The sequence below is a fragment of the Vibrio sp. YYF0003 genome, from assembly GCF_036350715.1.
GTDB classification, from domain to species: Bacteria; Pseudomonadota; Gammaproteobacteria; order Enterobacterales; family Vibrionaceae; genus Vibrio; species Vibrio natriegens.
Window position 1 is genome coordinate 277,326 of sequence record NZ_JAZDWA010000006.1, and the last position, 17,572, is coordinate 294,897.

Annotated in this window: 16 protein-coding genes; 10 read left to right on the top strand and 6 right to left on the bottom strand. The window is 45.7% G+C overall.

Annotated features, from left to right (window positions below):
- Positions 1–107: 107 nt before the first annotated feature.
- Entirely contained in the window at positions 108–368 is a 261-nt protein-coding gene (locus tag V1U08_RS18015; RefSeq protein WP_330471160.1) for a hypothetical protein, read from the bottom strand.
- A gap of 172 nt (positions 369–540) precedes the next feature.
- Here V1U08_RS18015 and V1U08_RS18020 point away from each other — a divergent pair, with 172 nt between their 5' ends.
- A complete protein-coding gene (locus V1U08_RS18020) occupies positions 541–1,938 on the top strand; it encodes an aminotransferase-like domain-containing protein (protein ID WP_330471213.1) in 1,398 nt (465 codons plus the stop codon).
- A gap of 86 nt (positions 1,939–2,024) precedes the next feature.
- Positions 2,025–2,243, top strand: coding sequence for a hypothetical protein (locus tag V1U08_RS18025; protein WP_176291850.1), 219 nt, complete (start codon positions 2,025–2,027; stop codon positions 2,241–2,243).
- 72 nt (positions 2,244–2,315) lie between these two features.
- Here the strand turns inward: V1U08_RS18025 and asnS are convergent, their stop codons facing one another.
- Positions 2,316–3,716: an asparagine--tRNA ligase gene (asnS, locus tag V1U08_RS18030; RefSeq protein WP_014232354.1), complete on the bottom strand. Its 1,401-nt coding sequence runs from the start codon at positions 3,714–3,716 to the stop codon at positions 2,316–2,318.
- A 513-nt stretch (positions 3,717–4,229) separates the two neighbouring features.
- On the opposite strand from asnS, the gene queD reads away from it, so the two are divergent.
- Positions 4,230–4,592 (top strand): 6-carboxytetrahydropterin synthase QueD, encoded by a 363-nt coding sequence (queD, locus tag V1U08_RS18035; RefSeq protein ID WP_014232353.1) that lies wholly within the window; start codon positions 4,230–4,232, stop codon positions 4,590–4,592.
- 133 nt (positions 4,593–4,725) lie between these two features.
- Here queD and V1U08_RS18040 read toward each other — a convergent pair whose 3' ends face one another.
- The 4 genes from V1U08_RS18040 to pabB form a co-directional block, all read right to left on the bottom strand.
- Positions 4,726–6,087 (bottom strand): L-serine ammonia-lyase, encoded by a 1,362-nt coding sequence (locus tag V1U08_RS18040; RefSeq protein WP_014232352.1) that lies wholly within the window; start codon positions 6,085–6,087, stop codon positions 4,726–4,728.
- 98 nt (positions 6,088–6,185) lie between these two features.
- Positions 6,186–7,439 (bottom strand): aromatic amino acid transport family protein, encoded by a 1,254-nt coding sequence (locus tag V1U08_RS18045; protein WP_014232351.1) that lies wholly within the window; start codon positions 7,437–7,439, stop codon positions 6,186–6,188.
- A 365-nt stretch (positions 7,440–7,804) separates the two neighbouring features.
- On the bottom strand, positions 7,805–8,404 hold the full coding sequence (locus V1U08_RS18050) for a CoA pyrophosphatase (RefSeq protein WP_330471161.1): 600 nt from the start codon (positions 8,402–8,404) through the stop codon (positions 7,805–7,807).
- Positions 8,405–8,586: 182 nt separating this feature from the next.
- A complete protein-coding gene (gene pabB, locus V1U08_RS18055; RefSeq protein ID WP_330471162.1) occupies positions 8,587–9,948 on the bottom strand; it encodes an aminodeoxychorismate synthase component I in 1,362 nt (453 codons plus the stop codon).
- Positions 9,949–10,236: 288 nt separating this feature from the next.
- Between pabB and V1U08_RS18060 the strand changes: the two genes are divergently transcribed.
- The 7 genes from V1U08_RS18060 (at position 10,237) to V1U08_RS18090 (ending at position 17,563) form a co-directional block, all read left to right on the top strand.
- Entirely contained in the window at positions 10,237–11,754 is a 1,518-nt protein-coding gene (locus V1U08_RS18060; RefSeq protein ID WP_014232348.1) for a fumarate hydratase, read from the top strand.
- Between the two features lie 175 nt (positions 11,755–11,929).
- Complete coding sequence (locus tag V1U08_RS18065) at positions 11,930–12,115, top strand: hypothetical protein (protein WP_014232347.1); 186 nt, start codon at positions 11,930–11,932, stop codon at positions 12,113–12,115.
- Between the two features lie 179 nt (positions 12,116–12,294).
- Positions 12,295–13,671, top strand: a complete 1,377-nt coding sequence (locus V1U08_RS18070) for a YcjX family protein (RefSeq protein ID WP_330471163.1) — start codon at positions 12,295–12,297, stop codon at positions 13,669–13,671.
- Positions 13,668–14,708 carry a YcjF family protein gene (locus V1U08_RS18075; RefSeq protein ID WP_330471164.1) on the top strand — a complete coding sequence of 347 codons (1,041 nt, stop codon included), beginning with the start codon at positions 13,668–13,670 and terminating at the stop codon, positions 14,706–14,708. The genes V1U08_RS18070 and V1U08_RS18075 overlap by 4 nt, the downstream gene beginning before the upstream one ends.
- A 100-nt stretch (positions 14,709–14,808) precedes the next feature.
- Positions 14,809–16,353, top strand: a complete 1,545-nt coding sequence (gene tyrR, locus V1U08_RS18080) for a transcriptional regulator TyrR (RefSeq protein WP_014232344.1) — start codon at positions 14,809–14,811, stop codon at positions 16,351–16,353.
- A gap of 36 nt (positions 16,354–16,389) precedes the next feature.
- Positions 16,390–16,974: a ribosomal protein S5-alanine N-acetyltransferase gene (rimJ, locus tag V1U08_RS18085; protein WP_330471165.1), complete on the top strand. Its 585-nt coding sequence runs from the start codon at positions 16,390–16,392 to the stop codon at positions 16,972–16,974.
- Between the two features lies 1 nt (position 16,975).
- Complete coding sequence (locus tag V1U08_RS18090; RefSeq protein WP_330471166.1) at positions 16,976–17,563, top strand: HD domain-containing protein; 588 nt, start codon at positions 16,976–16,978, stop codon at positions 17,561–17,563.
- Positions 17,564–17,572 lie beyond the last annotated feature (9 nt).

Consider the following 17,572-nt stretch of genomic DNA (forward strand, 5'->3'; position numbering starts at 1 on the left):
CATCAATGACTCAATACAACCAACATATTTAAGATAGCACTGATAGCCAGTGAGCCGACCCGATAGTCGGCCCATGATGATGCACCGAATTTTACCGATGTGCGCGTCTAGTCGTCTTGTTTTTCTTCTTTGCTAGCGCTTTCCTCGTTGAGGTGTTTTACAATCGCCTCTTTAGCATGTTCTTCCGTTGCTGTTTCACCTGGTGGCACAACGAGATCCGCCATTTTGTGTACACCCATTGCATCTTCGGCAATATGTAACCAGTCTGGGTGCCAATAATAAGGATCGGACGCACCAGGGTGGTCCCAGCTATGGACACCTTTATGCGCTCCTCGGTATGAGAGATCATCCATGGTAAATACTTTCATAACTTCCTCCAAAAACGTCATTTCTTTGAAAGTATGGAACATAATTCTACACTTCGGATCGCGAATTCATCTTACTAAGATTGATTAATTACCTTGCAAGAACGATAAGTCAGCTATCAGAATGTCGGCGCGAAGTATGCTAAGGTGCACCCGAAGTCAAAGTGAGAGAATGATGAATCGATACCGTCAATTAGCTGAGCTGTTTAAAACTCAGATTCAGCAGAATACATGGAGAGCAGGGGAGAAGCTGCCATCTGTGCGTGTGACCAGCCGTAATCATTCAGTGAGTGCGGGGACGGTATTACAGGCTTACCAGTTACTGGAAGCTCAGGGCTGGGTAAGTGCTAAACCTCAATCCGGCTATTATGTCACGGCCGAATTAGAGCGTTTTGAGGCAAGCAATGACATCGTGCCTGCTTATCGCTCTAGCTTTAATGATGAGCTGTACGATTACCTTAAACATCAAGGATTGCCCGATGCAGTGCGTTTGGGCTCCGCGTTTCCCGACGCCACGTTATTTCCTTTCGAAGCTTTAAACCGCAACCTTGCCAGCTCTGGCCGTAAAATGGGACCAGAAAGTTTGCTTGATAACATGCCTCCGGGGAGTGAGTCATTACGTCGTTTGATCGCGCAGCGGTACATACAGCAAGGCATATCGATTACGCACGAAGATATTGTGATCACCTCTGGCGCGCTCGAGGCGTTGAATCTGAGCTTGCAAGCGGTTACTCAGCCCGGAGATACCGTTGTTGTCGAGTCACCGGCTTTTTATGGTGCGCTTCAAGCGATAGAACGTCTTGGGCTGAAGGCAATCGAGGTTTGTGTAGACAGCCAAAAGGGGCACGATCTCGAACAGCTTGAAGCAATATTTGCAAAACATGCTGTTCGCGCTTGTTGGCTGATGGTTAATTTTCAAAACCCGACGGGTGCACTGCTGTCAGATGAACAAAAGGAACGGATTGTCCGGATGGCGGAACAACACGATGTCTACTTAATTGAAGATGATGTCTATTCCGAGCTTTATTTCACGGCGAATAAACCGACGTCTCTTAAAAGTTTTGATACGCAAGGGCGAGTGCTTCACTGCTCCTCACTCTCTAAGAGTCTCTGTCCGGGGTATCGGCTAGGATGGGTTGTGAACCATCGCTTTAACGAACCGATTCAAAAGCTACAACTTATCTCTACTTTGTCGGGGAGTGCACCGATTCAGCAAGGTATCGCCCATTATCTGCAAAATGACAGCTACGACAATCACTTGAGAAAGCTGCGAAAAATAATGCAACAGCGCCAAAGTTTGTTCATCGAACTTATACAACGTTACTTGCCCCAAAACCTGACTTATAACGTACCTGAAGGTGGTTACTTTGTATGGGTTAAGTTGCCAAGTGAGACGGACAGCAAGTCGATTTATCAAGCTTTGTTGCAACAACAGATAACTGTGGCATATGGGAAGTTGTTTTCAAGCGATACCAAGTTTAAAAACTACCTGCGACTTAATACTTCCATGCCTGTCGATGGATCATTAGAAAATGCCATCAAAAAAATAGGCGAGTTGCTGACAACTGTTTAGGCATTTATCACATTAACTGTATCAGTTCATCTTACTCTGAGTGTGGTTTAATCAACGTAATAACAACCTCTTACCTCGGAGTGATGATGAAAAAGCAGTTGGTGAAACATGAATTAACACTGATCATTGTGGCGATATTTAGTGCTTTCTTACTGGTGTTTGGACACCTTATTTTGGCCAAGTCATTTGCACATTATGCGTGGGTTGAATACACCGCTGCGGTCATTCCGTTCGTTATCTTTGGTTTGTGTTTTGTCGGTGTGAGGTATGCGGTGAAAGCCGATCAAGAGGAAAGTAATACTTAATTTGGTGAGTGCCAGATAAAACAAAAGACCTCCACTTGGGAGGTCTTTTTAATTCTGTTTCACTAAAAGTGATTAGAAGTTCGCAGAACGTGGTGTACGTGGGAATGGGATCACGTCACGAACGTTGCCCATGCCAGTTACGTAAGAAACCAGACGCTCGAAGCCTAGACCAAAGCCTGCGTGTGGCACTGTGCCGTAACGACGTAGGTCGCGGTACCAGCTCATATGCTCTGGGTCGATACCCATTTCACGCATACGTGAATCTAGAATGTCCAGACGCTCTTCACGTTGAGAACCACCGATGATTTCACCGATGCCTGGTGCTAGAACGTCCATCGCTGCTACTGTCTTGCCATCGTCGTTCATACGCATGTAGAACGCTTTGATGTCTTTCGGGTAGTTCTTCACGATTACAGGCGCTTTGAAGTGCTCTTCCGCTAGGAAACGCTCGTGCTCAGAAGACATGTCGATACCCCATTCAACTGGGAATTCAAACTCACGACCAGAATCCAGAAGGATTTGGATTGCGTCTGTGTAGTCTACTTGTGCGAAGTCAGAAGAAACGAATTGCTCCAGACGAGTGATCGCTTCTTTGTCGATGCGTTGTGCGAAGAACTCAAGGTCATCACGACGCTCTTCAAGTACTGCTTTAAATACGTACTTCAGCATGTCTTCAGCAAGTTTTGCTACGTCGTCTAGCTCTGCAAACGCAACTTCAGGCTCAACCATCCAGAATTCTGCCAAGTGGCGGCTTGTGTTTGAGTTTTCAGCACGGAAAGTAGGGCCGAAAGTGTAAACTTTGCTGATTGCACAAGCGTAAGCTTCCGCGTTTAGCTGACCAGAAACTGTCAGGAACGTCTCTTTACCGAAGAAGTCTTCGTTGTAATCTACTTTGCCAGCGTCTGTGCGAGGTAGGTTTTCCATGTCTAGCGTAGAAACGCGGAACATTTCACCCGCACCTTCTGCGTCAGAAGCGGTGATTAGTGGAGCAGATACCCAGAAGTAACCTTGCTCGTGGTAGAAACGGTGAATAGCTTGAGACAGGCAGTTACGTACACGAGCTACCGCGCCGATCACGTTTGTGCGTGGACGAAGGTGCGCTACTTCACGTAGGTACTCGATCGAGTGACGAGTTTTTGCCATTGGGTAAGTTTCAGCATCTTCAACCCAACCAACAACTTTAACGTCAGTTGCTGCCAGCTCGAAGTCCTGACCTTTCGCAGGAGACTCAACAATCTTACCAGTTACTTCAACAGAACAGCCTGTAGTCAGCTTTAATACTTCGTCGTCGTAATTATTAAGATTATTAGGGACCACGGCCTGAATCGGGTCGAAACAAGAGCCGTCATAAATGGCAAGGAAAGAGATTCCAGCTTTGGAATCACGACGTGAACGGATCCAGCCACGAACAGTCACTTCACTGTCTACTGCTAGCTGACCTTTCAAAACGTCTGATACAGGCGCGTAAGTCATGTTTTCAATATTCTCCATAGAGGTAAAAATTCAACGCAACGCTCTTTAAAGTCCTTGTTCCATAATCTTTTTGTTTAAAAAACAAGCAAAGCGCTGGGTTGGGTAGAATTTTACAGATTCAACGAGACATATTACCTGTCAATTCGTCAGCTTCAACCTTTATATTCATTTTGAAGGTCAGAAAAAGATGATTTCATCTTAGTTTTACCCCTGATGAAAGCGAGAATAGCGAAAAACGTCCAGACAGAAATGCAAGTAGACACTGATATTCCGTTTATGGGTGGGTCGAAACTACGTTTTTAAACACATGCCGCGTTAATCACACTGTTTTCTTTGTGTATTCATAACGTGATTATTATGTAATCAAATAACTGGCGAATGGCAAAACTCGACGCTCGGATATCATTCACTTAAATAAAAATACTGATTTATGACTCAATAATGGACTAATGCTTGTCTCTTGGCAGTGATTTCCTTAGTATATCGCGTCTTTTTTAAAGCCTGAGAATCAAGATGAAAACAGAATTGTACAAAGAGTTCATGTTCGAAGCGGCACACCACTTGCCACATGTACCCGAAGGTCATAAGTGTGGTCGTTTGCACGGACACTCTTTCCTTGTTCGTCTTTATGTAGAAGGTGAGGTAGACCCACATACGGGTTGGGTTGTGGATTTTGCAGAAATCAAAGCCGCTTTCAAACCAATTTACGATCGTTTAGACCATTACTACTTAAACGATATTGAAGGCCTGGAAAACCCAACCAGCGAAGTGCTCGCAAAATGGATTTGGCAGCAACTGAAACCAAGCCTTCCGCTGCTAAGCAAAGTAGAGATCAAAGAAACTTGCACAGCAGGTTGTATCTACAAAGGCGAGTAATCGCAACAAGCGTCATTTACAAAGGCAAGCTTATCGGCTTGCCTTTGTTATATCTGGACGATGAAAACTAAGCTAAGCGCAGATACAAAAAAGCCCGAGCAGATGGCTCGGGCTTGGTGTTCAGAAGGAAGGATTAGCAGATAACTTTTATTGCCAGACCACCTTGAGAAGTTTCGCGGTATTTCGCGTTCATGTCTTTACCTGTCTCTAGCATGGTTTCGATAACCTTATCCAGAGATACGGTAGGAGCTGAAGAACGACGCAAAGCCATACGAGTCGAGTTGATCGCTTTTACAGCCGCAATACCATTACGCTCGATACATGGAACCTGTACCTGACCAGCGACAGGGTCACATGTCAGACCCAGGTTGTGCTCCATTGCGATTTCTGCTGCCATACAAACCTGCTCTGGGCTACCACCCATCAGCTCTGCAAGGCCAGCTGCTGCCATTGAACACGCCACGCCAACTTCGCCCTGACAGCCAACTTCTGCGCCAGAGATAGATGCATTACGCTTGTAAAGACCACCGATTGCACCAGAAGCTGCAAAGTAACGGATGTAGTCTTTCTCTGATACGGTTTGAATGAACTTGTCATAGTAAGCCAGTACCGCAGGGATAATGCCACACGCACCGTTCGTTGGTGCTGTTACAACACGACCACCTGCTGCGTTTTCTTCGTTTACAGCAAACGCAAACATGTTTACCCAGTCAACCACAGACATAGGATCGTTGGTTGTCTTTTCAGAAGTAAGCAGTTGTTGGCGAAGCGCTGCAGCACGGCGAGGCACACGAAGTGGACCAGGCAGAATGCCTTCTTCGTTCATACCGCGATCCATACATTCGCGCATGGTACGCCAGATGTTCGCGAAGTAGGTACGGGTCTCTTCATCAGAATGAAGCGCTTGTTCATTTTTCATGGTTAGCGCACTGATAGAAAGGCCACTTTCACGGCACTGATTTACCAGTTCTTCTGCTGTTGTAAATGGGAAAGGAACTTTAATCGGGTTCTCTTCCTCTTTACCGAAGTTTTCTTCATCAACGATAAAACCACCACCGATAGAGTAGTAGGTCTTTGAGTATGCTTTTTCGTCATCAATCCAAGCGTGGATTTGCATACCATTTTCGTGAAGTTCCAAATTCGTTTTGTGGAAGTTCATTCCACCTTCGCGCGGAAACGATACTGTATGACAGTGCATGCCAACAGGAAGACGTTCAGTTTCTTCTACGCGAGCAATAAAGCCCGGAATAGAATCGATATCTACTTTCTCAGGGGAGTTGCCTGCAAGACCCATGATAATAGCAATATCTGTGTGGTGACCTTTCCCTGTCAGTGATAGCGATCCATAAACGTCAACGGTGATTTTAGTGATGTCGCGTAATTTTCCCATTGCGCGAAGATCATCAATAAACTCTTTACCCGCTTTCATTGGGCCTACAGTGTGTGAGCTTGAAGGTCCAACACCGATTTTATAGATATCAAATACACTAATCATATCGATTACCTCAGAAGAAAGCCTCCCAAGGGGATTTGGGAGGCTTAATTTTTTATCGTTATATTTTTCGATTAATCAAGCTGGTATTTCAGCTGAGATTAAAGAGCGCCGTAGATTACAGAACTAATCGCTGCAAGACCACAGATAGCTGTGAAAATTTGCACAGGTGCTGAAGTTTTGTACTTCGCCATTGCTGGAACTTTGTGCATAGCGAAAACAGGCATCAGGAATAGGATTGCCGCAATCATTGGCGCACCCATCGTTTCAATCATACCTAGAATGCTTGGGTTAACGATAGCAACCACCCAAGTAGTCAGTACGATGAAGATTAGAGACGCTTTTTCAATCTTGCTTACTTGAGTGTTAGAGCGAGACTTGATTAGGCCAACAAGACCTTCGTGAGCACCCAGGAAGTGACCGAAGTAGCTAGAAGTGATTGCTGCAAACGCAACCAGTGGACCTAAGTAAGAGATCAGTGGAGACTCATGAACGTTCGCTAAGTAAGAAAGAACAGAGATGTTTTGTGCTTGTGCTGTAGCCAACTGCTCTGGAGACAGAGAAAGAACCACAGAGAACACGAAGAACATAACAAAGCCCATTAGCATCATTGCTGCGCCGCCAGTGATAGCGTCAGTTTTCTTCACTGCATTTTCACCGTAAACACGACGTTGCTCTTTAGAGAACTGAGAAATGATAGGGCTGTGGTTGAATGAGAACACGATGATTGGAATTGCCAGCCAAACGATTGAAGGCATTTCACCCCAGTTTGGTGAAACTTCCATCATTGAAGTATTCCACTCAGGAATCAGGTAGAAAGACAGTGCTAGTAGAATGAATACCAGTGGGTAAACCATTGCTGATGTTGCTTTCAGCATGAGCTCTTTACCAAATACCACACCTGTAGTCATTGCTGCAATCAGAGCACCAGACAGTAGCCAGCGAGGAATAGATTCCATGCCCATTTGGTTAACCAGGAATGAGTCAACCGTGTTAGTGATGCCGACACCGTAGATAAGTACGATAGGGTAAATAGCGAAGAAGTAAGCGAAAGTAATAAGGTTTGCGCCAGTTTTACCGAAGTGCTCTTCTACTGTGTCAGTGATGTCTGCTTCTGGATTCTTAGCTGAAAGAACAAAGCGAGCCAGAGATTTGTGTGCGAACCAAGTCATTGGTGCTGCGATTAGGGCTAGGATTACTAATGGCCAAAAACCACCAGCACCCGCTTTAATCGGAAGGAATAATACACCTGCACCTACGGCTGTACCGAACAGCGACAGACACCAGGTGAAGTCTTTGTAAGAAAACTTACTAGACGATTGTGCGGTAGAAACCGCAGAATTGATTGAATTCATTTTATGTTTACTCATTTTGGGAACAGGAAATAAGTTGGGTGCAATTTTGCAAGATTTTGCATTGGGAAAATTAGATCTAAGTCATGTATTGCTCGGGCTTATTGAATAATATGTCAAAAACCTGTTTTTTATCACGAAAATGATGTGCTACTAGTGATTAATGCTAATGTGTGGAATTAGAAAATCTAATTGATAGTCTTATTTGTACATATTTTTATCAGCGCAAACGCTTGCGGTGAAAACGACAAATTAAACTAATGTAAATGAGAGGTTACGAATAGGTTTTTTGAAGTGAAATGTTGGATGGAAGTGCCCCTAAGTAGCCTCATGCTTGTTCGGAAATTATACATATTTGTAAATCACCGTTACTTAGAGATGATGTGCCTTTGCATTGACTCAATAATTTGAGCAGTCATGCCCCAAATGAAGTGCTGGCGGTAAGGAATAGCAAATACACGGTGGCTAGTTTGTTTAAGATTAAATTTGCTGCTGTAGAGTTTGCTCGGGTTCAAAATATGGTTTGCAGGAACTTCGAATACATACTCAACTTCATTGGGGTCAATGTGCGTTTTGTAGTTTGGCGATACAAAAGCTAAAAATGGAGTGACATTAAAGCGGCTAATGGTAGGAAGTTTGGGTAATTGGCCAAAGACATGTATGTCGTTATTTGCGATACCAATTTCTTCTTTTGTCTCACGAAGCGCGGTATTCACTAAGTGAATGTCTTCAGGTTCAAATTTACCGCCGGGAAAGCTGATTTGTCCCGGATGATGGCGCAAGTGTTCAGCCCGTTTGGTTAAAATCACCTGTAATCCTTCCGGGCGTTCGACAAATCCAATCAATACCGCAGCATCACGCAGTGGCTTGTCTTTTAAAAAGCTTAATCGAGCGAGTGATTCTTTGTGATACCCAGTAGGCAACTGCAGTTGAAAGTTTTGCAGTAGCTTCGTTTTGTTGATGACCAAATGGCGTCCTTTTATCTACTATCTATTGATAATTATAGAGGAGCAGCATCCTCTCTCAATGTGTTATCAAGATTATAACGATGGTGAACCGGAGTAAATCAGACGTTAGGGTAAGAAAGCTAATGTAAAAACGCCTCCAGTTGAGGAGGCGTTGAGATATGGTTTGAAGAATATCACTGGCGTTACTTCAATGCTGGTAAAATTTTCGACAGCTTATCCAGCGTCTCCTGATACTCGGCCGCGCATTCACTGTCTGCCACGACGCCACCGCCAGCCCAAGCATACAAGTTGCCTTTTTCTGCAACCAATGTGCGAATGGTAATGCTGGTGTCCATGCGACCATGGCGAGATATGTAACCAATACTGCCGCAGTAAGCGCTACGTCGATGAGGTTCTAGCTCTTCAATGATTTGCATCGCACGCACTTTGGGTGCACCAGTGATTGAACCGCCAGGGAAGCAAGCTCGCAACAAATCCGCAGGCGAATACTGTTCATCCAAATCTGCACGAATCGTGCTTACCAAATGGTGCACCGCCGGGAAGCTTTCTATATCGAATAATTTTGGCACATGAACACTGCCAGGTGAGGCAACGCGGCCAATATCATTTCGTAACAGATCGACAATCATTAAGTTTTCAGCCTGATCTTTTTCTGCGGTCTGCAAATCATAGGCGTTCGCCTTGTCTTGCTCTGCATCCAGACTGCGTGGGCGTGTCCCTTTGATCGGTTTGGTTTCGATGACTCTCTTTTTTAGCTCCAGAAAACGTTCTGGTGAGATGCTTAAAATCGAAGACTCAGGCATACGAATAAATGCAGAAAAAGGTGCTTGGTTGGCGGATTCGAGCTTCAGGTAAGCCTGCCATTCACTGCCAGTGTATGGTGCGTTAAAGCGTTGCGCTAAGTTGATTTGATAACAGTCACCGCTTAGCAGGTACTCTTGCACGTTATTGAAGCGAGTACCGTAAGATTGCTCGGTCATGTTCGATTGCCAAGCGCCAGTCAAACTAAATTCTTCATCTTGTACGGCGGTTTGTTTATCGAGCCAATCCCACGCTTGAGCAATATTTTGCCCAACGATACAGGCTTTGCTTAGTTTATGATCGACAACGATCGCCCATTGATAAAGGCCAACCGCCATATCCGCTGTTTGCAAATCCTTTTCCGCAAGCTCTGGCATAGCTTCTACACGGCGACCTAAATCATAGCTGAAGTAGCCGAGCGCACCGCCTACGAAAGGCAGATCCCACTCTGAACCGAGCTCAACACTCGGTAGCCATTGCTGTTGCAACTTGTCGAGTAGAGAAAATGGGTCGTCACCCGACACATAATCATCAGATGGTGTCTTGATGCGTGTGTTATCGGCAATGGTTTCCAACGTTGCTACCGGATTTGCAACAAGCACATCGAAACGGCTGTCGATGTGAGTTTCGGACGCAGAACGCAGCAACATCGCCCAAGGCTGATGCTGAATATGCGAAAAAAGGTGAAGTGCTAAGTCTGGTGCGTAATCCAACGCTTTAAAATCAATGAATTGATTATCCATGTTGTTCATTTGTGTAATTTGTGACAAAGAGATCGTTCACTGCATGGCATGTCATGGGCAGCAAGAGTATCATATTCCACCGTATAGCCAAACTTCCTCTATACAAAGGGTTCTGAGGAGGTTTTACTATACAAGAAGGCGACTTCAGTAACTCGTGTGTCGAGATCAGCCATCCGACAACTGTTTATAAAATGTGTTTATAAAAATGAAGCTCAAAAGAGCAACTTGCTCAACAAACACGATTGAAGCCAAGCCAGTAATGGAAGCATAACTATAACGAGGCATGTAATGACGGTAATTCGCAAGCAGGATGTCATCAGCAGTGTTGCTGATGCGCTACAGTACATTTCTTACTACCACCCGCTAGACTTTGTTCAAGCCCTTGAAAAAGCCTACCACCGCGAAGAGAGCCAAGCCGCGAAAGACGCGATTGCGCAGATCTTAATTAACTCCCGTATGTCGGCAGAAGGCCACCGCCCAATCTGTCAGGACACCGGTATCGTAACGTGTTTTGTCAACATCGGCATGGGCGTTCAGTGGGACTCGACGGACATGACGGTTCAGCAAATGGTAGATGAAGGCGTTCGACAGGCCTACACGAATCCAGATAACCCATTGCGTGCATCGGTTCTGATGGATCCTGCTGGTAAACGTATTAACACTAAAGACAACACGCCAGCGGTAGTACACATCAACATGGTACCGGGCGATAAAGTTGAAATTCAGATCGCGGCTAAGGGCGGCGGCAGTGAAAACAAAACCAAGATGGTGATGCTAAACCCATCTGACGATATTGCCGAGTGGGTAGAAAAAACACTGCCAACGATGGGCGCTGGTTGGTGTCCACCGGGCATGCTTGGCATTGGTATCGGCGGTACGGCTGAAAAAGCAGCGGTACTGGCAAAAGAATCGCTAATGGAGCATATCGATATTCAAGAGCTTATCGACCGTGGCCCACAAAACGCAGAAGAAGAGCTTCGTCTTGATATCTTCAATCGCGTAAACAAACTTGGTATCGGTGCGCAAGGTCTTGGCGGCCTGACTACCGTAGTTGACGTTAAGATCAAAACAGCGCCAACGCATGCTGCGTCTAAACCAGTATGTTTGATCCCGAACTGTGCTGCGACTCGTCACGTACACTTTACGCTAGATGGCTCAGGCCCGGCAGATTTGACTCCACCTAAGCTTGAAGAGTGGCCAGATATCACTTGGGAAGCGGGCGCGAATACTCGTCGCGTTAACTTAGACGAAGTGACACAAGCTGATGTTGAGCAGTGGAAGACAGGCGAGACAGTTCTTCTTTCTGGTAAGATTCTTACTGGTCGCGATGCGGCACACAAACGCATCCAGACTATGTTGCAAAATGGCGAGGGTCTACCTGAAGGTGTCGATTTCAAAGGTAAATTTATCTACTACGTTGGCCCTGTAGACGCTGTGGGTGATGAAGCCGTAGGTCCTGCTGGCCCGACTACGTCAACTCGTATGGACAAATTCACCGACATGATGCTTGATGAAACGGGCATTATGGGCATGATCGGTAAAGCAGAGCGTGGCCCTGCGACCGTTGAATCTATCAAGAAGCACAAAGCGGTTTACTTGATGGCGGTTGGCGGTGCGGCTTACCTGGTTGCGAAGGCGATTAAGAAAGCACGCGTAGTAGCGTTTGAAGATCTGGGTATGGAAGCGATCTACGAATTTGAAGTAGAAGACATGCCAGTAACAGTCGCGGTAGACTCAAACGGTGTGAACGCTCACCAGATTGGTCCGGACACTTGGAAAGTAAAAATCCAAGAGATGGAAGCTTAATGTAAATGGCACTTTGAGGACGTCTCAGTCTTGAGAATGTGACAAGGTGCTGATTTACCTAGCAAACAATTGACAAAAGTGCAGCGAAAACTGCACTTTTTGTCTATATACTAGGTATATTAACCTTTGGGCATAGCAACAGACGTTATGCGAACAATAATAATTAGGAGACGGCATGCCTCGTTTTATTCAAATTCTACAAATTATTCTTGCTGTTGTGGTGGGTGGCTTTGTTGGCTATGACTTGATTCTTCACGGTATCAGTATCTTTGATGAAAAATACGTCACGATTACGTGTGTATTGTGGGTAGTGCTAGAGGTGGCGCTATTCGTTATCTACAAACTGATTGAAGAAGATTAGAACGTTTACGCTTAAATCGTTTGATCGATAGTTAGAATACCGAAGCCTCTGAGAATTCTCAGGGGCTTTTGTGTTTTTGGGCAATGGCTTTCTTCTGTGAGTATTTTGTTCATCTTTGATTAATGTATGTAAAATTAGACTCATACCTTCGTCGTTTACTAATGAGATAAATAAAAAGCATGAAAAGAATAACAAAAGAAGTGAATGACTTTATCAACCGCGGCATGGACTCTAATGTCCGAATCGCCGTTACAGGCTTATCCCGAGCGGGCAAAACGGCGTTTATTACTTCCATGGTCGATCAGCTGCTTTATACGGCGACGCACGACAATTTGCCATTATTGGCCGCGGCCAGAGACAAACGATTGATAGGCGCTAAACGTGAGCCTCAATCGAACATGATGGTTCCGCGTTTTGCTTACGATGAAGCCATCGCTCAAATTCATGCCACGCCTCCAGCGTGGCCAGTGCCCACGCGTGATGTTAGTGAAATTCGACTGGCGCTGAAATATAAGCCGAATAAAACCACCAAAAAGCTATTGAGCAAAACTGCTGTACTTAACGTGGATATCATTGATTACCCGGGTGAGTGGCTGCTTGATTTACCGCTTCTGGATATGGATTTCGCAACCTGGTCGCAAACGCAGTTTAATGCGCTAAAAGGTCAACGCAGTCAGTTGGCAGAAACGTGGTTAGAAGAACTGGAAAACCTGGACCTTAACGAGAGTGTCAATGAAAAGCAGCTCGAGAGTATTGCGCATTCTTACACGCAATATCTACATGGTTGTAAAGACGCAGGGTTACATTGGGTTCAACCAGGGCGTTTTGTTCTGCCGGGTGAATTGGCCGGAGCGCCGGTTCTGCAATTTTTCCCTTGTCGGGTTGAGTCAGAGACCAAGCCTGTTAAAGGCAGTAATCTAGCGATGCTAGAAGCGCGTTTCCATGAATATCAGCAAAAAGTAGTGAAGGCGTTCTATAAGCATCACTTTGCGACGTTTGACCGCCAAATCGTGCTGGTGGATTGCTTACAACCTTTAAATGCAGGAGATGAGGCGTTTTACGATATGCGTCAGGCGCTGGAGCAAATCATGCACAGTTTCCGCTACGGGCGTAGTAGTTTTATTCGCCGACTTTTCTCGCCAAAGATCGACAAAGTACTCTTCGCTGCAACCAAAGCAGACCACGTTACGCCAGAGCAGCACCCGAATTTGGTCTCTTTGCTCCAGCAGATGGTGCATCCCGCTTGGCAAACTGCCGCGTATGAGAACATTGAAATGAGCTGTATGAGTATTGCTTCGATTCAGGCCACGACGCCGGGGTTTATTTCCACCGGCGACAAGACCGTTCCGGCTTTGCAGGGCACAACACTGGATGGCGAACCAATGACGATGTTCCCTGGTGAAGTGCCAAGGAAACTACCGAATGCGGCATACTGGCAAAACAGTGGTTTTGATTTCACTTCGTTCCGTCCAATGCCGTCAGCAAGTGATGAACCGATGAAACATATACGTTTAGACAAAGCACTGGATTACCTGATCGGAGATAAGTTGAAATGAGTGAATTCAAACAAAAGCAGGTCTTCTCCGACAATGTACTAGAAAAAGAACAGGATTCTGTACCAGAGGATTTAACTGCTCAAAAGGCCTTTAGTGACAAAGAAACCTTTGTGCCTGTTACTGTGCAAGAAGAGCCGCAAGAAACGGAGCAGGAATTGCAGCTTGAGCATGTGATTCGCCCTAAATCTGGTCGAAAATGGTTGGTGACAGGGTTACTTACTGCGTTTTCTGGTCTGGTGGGGTGGCAGGCGATCGATTCAGTTGTCACGGCGGTTCAAACGTCCGACTGGCTTGCATTGGGATGGGCAGGTTTTATTGCAACCATCGCCTCATTTGGTATTGGCGCGCTTGGCAAGGAGTTGTGGAAGCTGCGTAAACTGAGAAACCACTTCAGTATCCAAGAAGAGAGTGAATTGCTTGTTGGCAGTGATAGCGTAGGCAAGGGCAAAGGGTTTTGTGAAAAAGTGGCTGAACAAAGTGGGGTATTGGCAGAAAATCCGGGCTTTGACCGCTGGAAAAACAGCGTTAACCCTGCACACAGCGACGCTGAAATTCTCGATATGTACGACTCAATGGTGGTCAGTCAGCAAGACAAACTGGCTACAAAGATCGTGTCTCAACATGCCACCGAATCCGCTGCGTTAGTTGCAGTCAGCCCTCTCGCCGCAGCAGATATGTTTTTGGTAGCTTGGCGTAACTTCAAAATGATCGACAACTTATCCAAAGTCTATGGCGTAGAACTGGGCTATGCGTCGCGAATAAAACTGTTAAAAGCGGTCTTCGTGAATATGGCTGCCGCTGGTGCGAGTGAGCTAGCGATTGATGCTGGCATGGATTTAATGTCGATGGATCTTGCGGGCAAAGTATCAGCTCGCGCAGGTCAGGGGCTTGGTGTCGGTATTCTTACTGCGCGTTTGGGCTTAAAAGCAATGACACTGTTGCGCCCTCTACCTTGGTATCCTGAGCGTCAGGTTAAACTGGGTACAATTCGCAAAGCGGTAGTGGCGAAAGTTGCATCAATTACGATGAAACCGTAACCAATATCACCATTGATGAATAGGATTGCTTGACGCCATTCCAAGCTTGATAGAAACTACTGTCAACTTTTCCTGACAGTTGTGAATTGGGATATTTTCAGTGCGTCTTGAAGTCTTATGTGAAGATAGACTCGGTCTTACCCGAGAACTGCTCGATATTTTAGCATCTAAAAGTATCGACTTGCGTGGTATCGAGATTGATATCAGCGGCATTATATATTTGAATTGCCCGGATATTGATTTTGATACCTTTAGCGAATTAATGGCCGAAATCCGACGTATTTCGGGGGTTAAAGACGTACGTAAAATCCAGTTCATGCCCATGGAACGCCATAATACCGAGCTGCTTTCGCTGGTGGATAATCTGCCAGATCCCGTCTTTGCTATCGACCTAAAAGGCGCGGTAGACATGGCCAACATGTCTGCGTTGTCTCTGCTAGGTTTGCACAAGCAAGAAGTTATCGGCACACAAATTGGTACGCTATTACCAAGCATGCGTTTCTCTCGTTGGTCTGAAGGGGTGAACGCCCGGACTCGTGAAAATCTGGTGATTGATGGCCTGGATTATATTCTTGAGTTGATGCCGGTTTATATCAAAGATGAAGCGCAAAACTCGACACTGGCGAGTACGTTGATCACGATTCGCTCCAGCCAGCAAGTTTCGCGAATTGAAGAAGCCGTGCCGCTGCATAACCCGCTTGGTTTTGAACACTTTGTCGGATTATCTAACCGCCATAAAGCATTGATGAATCAAGCCAAGAAGTTGTCTGTCCTTGATCAGCCGTTATTGATTGAAGGTGAAACTGGCACTGGTAAAGAAATGCTGGCAAAAGCGTGTCACAGCCGATCTAGCCGAGCGAGTAAGCCTTTCCTCGTACTGAGCTGCGCGTCTATGCCAGATGATGTGGCTGAAACTGAACTGTTCGGCCATGCGCCAGGCTCATTTAACCACGAGCAGGGGCACAAAGGCATTTTTGAACAAGCGAATGGCGGCACCGTCTTCTTGGATGAAATTGGTGAGATGAGCTCCCATTTGCAAATCAAGCTACTGCGTTTTCTTCAGGATGGTAATTTCCGTCGAGTTGGCGCAGAGGATGAAATGCACGTTGATGTGCGTATTATCGCCTCTACCAAGCATAACCTTGCTGAGCTGTCGGAAGCGGGTATGTTCCGTGAAGATTTATACTATCGCCTGAACGTTCTTACGTTGACGATTCCTCCTTTACGCAAGCGCTCTAATGATGTCGCTCCACTATTAGAGCTGTTTGTGACCAAGCACGCGCAGCAATTGGGTATTGATAAACCTGATTTCGACGAAGATTTGATCGACGGACTCGCAAACTACCAATGGCCGGGTAATATGCGTCAGCTGGATAATATGGTTCTGCGAGCTTTAACCGAGATGGATGGTCATTTATTGAAGGTTGAGCACTTTAATTTGCCACAACCTCAATCTGTCGGTGGTGGCAGTGCGACACTCAATTTAGATGGCTCTTTGGATGAGATCATGCGTGATTATGAGTCTCAGATCCTTGAGCGTTTGTATCAGTCATTCCCATCAAGTCGCAAGCTGGCGAAGCGTTTGAATGTATCACATACGTCAATTGCCAATAAACTGCGTGACTATGGGATTCGTAAAAATTAATCCTGAACGAAGAGAAAACGGACGTTGTCATTTGTAATGGAAGATAAAAGTTCATCCGTCGCCGTTCATAAGTTGGACGGCGACTTACTTCTGCGTACTGCGGAAATCGCTGATGCAGATATGATTGCCGAATATTTTCAGGTAAATCGCGAGTACTTAAAGCCGTATGAACCAACCCGCGAGGACGCCTTTTTTACCGTCAATGGTTGGCTACAAAAACTCATTAAACTAAGCGAACTCCATCGTCAGGGGCTTGGCTATTACTGCCTTCTTATTGATACCCAAAAACAACGCATGTTAGGCACAATTTCCTTCAGCGGCCTGGTTCGTTTCCCGTTCCACTCATGCAGCGTTGGTTACTCTCTTGCCCAAACGGCGCAGGGTAACGGATACATGCGTCGTGGTCTTAAAATGGCTTGTGATTACATGTTCGACGTACAAAATATGCATCGAATTCAGGCAGGGTACATGCCACACAACAAACGCAGCGAAGCCGTTCTGGAACATGTTGGCTTTAGTAAAGAAGGCTATGCGAAGGACTATCTTTTGATAGATGGCGAGTGGCAAGATCATATCTTAACCTCACTGACTAAACCTGACTGGCAACCAAAGGCTCGATGATATGGAAAGACTAGAGAAGCAGCTAACGCTATTAATAGAGTTGGATCAGTTGAAAAATGTGCTTCGCCGAACCCGTGTTAAAAGCGCGGAAGGCAGACTGGAAAACAGCGGAGAACACAGTTGGCACGTAGCTCTGATGGCCGTCTTGATGGAAGAACATGCCAATGCTCCGGTCGATATTTGCCGAGTGATGAAAATGCTGTTGATCCACGATGTCGTAGAGATCGACGCGGGCGACACCTTTGTTTATGATACGGCCGCTTCAAAAGAGCAGGTGGAAAAAGAAATCAAAGCCGCAGAACGTTTATTCGGAATGCTGCCAAGCGATCAAGGCAAAGAGCTATTGGCATTGTGGCATGAATTTGAAGCGGCACAAACTGACGATGCAAAGTATGCAAAAGCCCTCGACCGTTTAATGCCAATGCTTCTGAATTATCATAATGACGGTCAGAGTTGGCAAGAACATAGAGTAACACGTGAACAAGCGCTTACTATTAACAAAAGAATTGAACTTGGCTCTGTCACATTGTGGGACAAAGCGAAAGAAATAATTGAAGATGCCACCGATAAAGGTTGGCTGAAGTCGTAATAAAGGAGA